This is a genomic window from Methyloceanibacter sp. (assembly GCF_058506495.1).
Window position 1 is genome coordinate 1 of sequence record NZ_JBZMXT010000145.1, and the last position, 3272, is coordinate 3272.

4 protein-coding genes are annotated in these 3272 nt (G+C 60.3%); all 4 read right to left on the bottom strand.

What is annotated here, in order from left to right; all coding sequences use genetic code 11:
• On the bottom strand, positions 1 to 744 hold a 744-nt coding region (locus tag AC33YF_RS13320; protein ID WP_491777698.1), incomplete at its 3' end, for an MlaD family protein.
• A 31-nt stretch (positions 745 to 775) separates the two neighbouring features.
• Positions 776 to 1555, bottom strand: coding sequence for an ABC transporter ATP-binding protein (locus AC33YF_RS13325; RefSeq protein WP_491777699.1), 780 nt, complete (start codon positions 1553 to 1555; stop codon positions 776 to 778).
• 7 nt (positions 1556 to 1562) lie between these two features.
• Positions 1563 to 2711 carry an ABC transporter permease gene (locus AC33YF_RS13330; RefSeq protein WP_491777700.1) on the bottom strand — a complete coding sequence of 383 codons (1149 nt, stop codon included), beginning with the start codon at positions 2709 to 2711 and terminating at the stop codon, positions 1563 to 1565.
• Between the two features lie 117 nt (positions 2712 to 2828).
• Positions 2829 to 3272 (bottom strand): hypothetical protein (locus AC33YF_RS13335; RefSeq protein WP_491777701.1); only part of this gene is annotated, 444 nt, incomplete at its 5' end.

Below are 3272 nucleotides of genomic sequence, written 5' to 3' on the forward strand. Positions count from 1 at the left end.
GTTGGGTGCGGGCCGAGTCATGATCTTGTCCGTGTTGTAGGCAAGCACTGTGCTCGGCTCCGGTAGGGTGAGCTTCCAGCTTGGCGGCGTTGTAGGGGCGGGCGGCAGGTCTGCTGCGGGCTTGAGCGAATAGACTAGGGCCGCATCCTGGCCGCCGCCCGTCATGCGTTCGATGCCCGCTAGAATGCCGTCAACCTTGTCCGTGTTGCGCGCAAGCGCATCGGTGAAGACCCGGATGTTCTCAATGGTCTCGTTCACCGGTATTCGGTTCTCATCCAGGATCTGCTCAACCTCTTGGAAAGCATCGCGTGCGCTTTGCGTCCAGTCGCGTCCCACATTTCGCGGCGCGACAAGAGTTGCAAAGCCACCATCTGTAGGCAGACGTTCCGCGGACGTGCCGCCCGTCAACGTCACGGCGACACCGCCGGTTAGCCCCTGCTGTTCCACGTTAACCCGCGTGTCCTCGCGAATGGGCGTATCTTTCATCACCGAGATTGTCGCAAGCACCAGCTGGGGCCGAGCTGGATCGAGACCGACACCCGTCACATCTCCGACGCGAATACCGTTGAAGAGGACTGCCGAGCCAACATAGAGGCCCGGCACCGCGCTTTCGAACTGGATGCGATAAGTTGTCCGTTCGCCGAAGCCGCCCTTGTTTTCCAGCCAGTAGACAAAGCCGAAGCCCGCGCCGAGCACGGCGAGGATGAAAAATCCTATCAGGGCGTAGCGGGCACGAGTTTCCATCGATCAGCGTCCTTCTCGTTCGGTCACGCGTTTATTGCGTTAGCTCTCGGTCCGCAAGGTTGCTGCCCCGCTTACCCTGGAAGTAGGTCTTTACCCACGGATGCTCGGACTCCAGCATGACAGAGATCGGCCCTTCTGCGGCGAGCTTACCGTCAGCGAGAACCGCGATCCTGTCGCAGGCTGTATAAAGGCTCTCAAGATCGTGGGTCACCATAAACACGGTGATTTCCAGGGTTTGCTGAAGCGTCCGGATCAGTTCGTCGAAGTCTCCGGCGGAAATTGGGTCGAGGCCCGAGGTTGGCTCGTCCAGGAAGACGATCTCTGGATCGAGCGCCAAGGCCCGCGCAAGCGCGACACGTTTGGTCATGCCGCCCGACAGCTCGGAGGGGTATTTGTCACCGTCCCGGGGTGACAGTCCAACCATTTCGAGCTTGGCATGGGCCATCTCGTCCATGAGACGCTGAGAGATTTCGAGGTTCTCGCGCATCGGGAATTGGATGTTCTGTTTCACTGTCAGCGATGAAAACAGCGCGCCTTGCTGAAAGAGTACACCCCAGCGTCGCTCCACCGCGCGCCGTTCTGCCTCGTCGATTTTGTCGAGATCTTTTCCCAACACCTCAATCGTGCCCCGGCGACGCGGGATGAGCCCGATGATGGTTCGCAATAGAACCGACTTGCCGGCGCCCGATGCTCCGACAACGCCAAGGATCTCCGAGGGACGCACGTCCATGTCCAGGTGATTGAGCACAGTCTGAGTGCCGAAACCGACAACAAGATCGCGCACGGTGATGACCGGCTTTTCTTCGCTCATGTGTGAATCACATTCCGATCGAGGCAAAGAAGATCGCGAACAAGCCATCGAGAACGATCACTAAGAAGATCGACTCGACCACCGACTTTGTCGTCTGGATGCCAAGCGACTCAGCGCTTCCCTTCACCCGCAGTCCTTCGGCGCAAGCCACCAGGCCAATGACAAGTCCCATGAACGGCGCCTTGATCATGCCGACCTGAAAGTGGGTGAGAGAGATTGCGTCGGTGAGGCGCGCGATATAGATGTCCGGACTCATGCCGCCATAGAGCCAGGCTACGAGGCCGCCGCCATATAGCGCGGACATGCATCCGAGGAAGGTCAACGCTGGAAGCGCCACCACAACCACGATAATCCGGGGTAGGACAAGGACTTCGACGGGGTCGAAGCCCATCGTGCGCAACGCGTCGAGCTCCTCGCGCATCTTCATTGAACCGAGTTCGGCAGTGTAGGAGCTGCCGGACCGTCCCGCGACCATGATTGCGACGATCAGGACCCCGATCTCGCGCAGAACCAGAATGCCGACGAGGTCTACCGCATAGAGCTCGGCGCCAAACTTGCGGAAATGAAAGATGCCCTGCTGGGCGACGATGGCGCCAATCAGAAAAGTGATCAGTAGGATGATTGGGACGGCTTGAAGGGCGACGCGGTCGAATTGATGCACGGTCGAGGTGAGCCGGTACTCGCTCGGACGGAACAGAACGCGAGCAGCGGCGATGCCCGTCGCGCCCAGCATCTGCGCGAAGGTGTGAAAGCTCCCTGCGAAGCCCATTGTTCCTCTGCCCACAGCGGCAAAAAACGAGATGATCGGGTTGCTTGGCTCCGGCCGCGGCGGCTCTTGGCGGTTGACCCCGTGCATCTCCTCGACGAGGTCCGCGCCATGCTGGGGCAGGCCAACCACCACAGCTTCGCGGCCGGCGCCCGTCCATTGGCGGGTTAGACGTTCCAGAAGCCATGCGCCAAATGTATCGAGCTCGCGGACGCCGGCCATGTCGATCGAAACGTCGTTGGTTTTTGCGGACGTAGCGCCGGAGGCGCCGTTGGCGAGGCGATTGATCTCGCTCTCAAGCTCGCCCGCGTACGGGGCTGTCCAAGAGCCTCGTGCGACGAGCTCCAGCCTGTCCCCTACCACTTTTTGGGTCAGTAACGCCTCGCCCATGGCTTCTGCTCCTCGTTCCCCAGTTCGCGCGGTTCAGCTTTTACCCTAAGCGCCCCCCGAAAAGGGGTCACTAAACCCAGCACACTACAGGGAAACTTTAAAGGCGAGGGTGAGGTATCAGCCGGTCCGGGTCAGCGACATCGAAACGCTCCGCAGCGAGGTGCCTGTGGTGGAGATCGTGATGTTCTGCCGGGACTTTGTGTAATTGACGGTCATGCTTCCGGAGACCGTGCCGGAAATCCGAATGTTGAGGCGGCCAGGCTTTACGGAGCCGGATGCGCTGCCTTCGGCGTTGTACGTACGCTCTTCCCAGCTACCGGAAACCTTGTTGCCGCTAACGCGTAGGTTGCTCCGGATGTGAACCTTAGATGTCGGTGAGTTGCAGATCACGGAGAGTCCGAGACTGGATCCGCCACCACGATAGTAGGCGTTGCAGCTAAGCCGCTCGGGTCCCCCCGATGTGTACTTGGCCGTGGCACCCCCGCGCCACGATCCGAGCAGTCCATCGACGGCGCTGGCCGATGCGATCTTCGACGGCGTGGACATGAACACACCCGATAA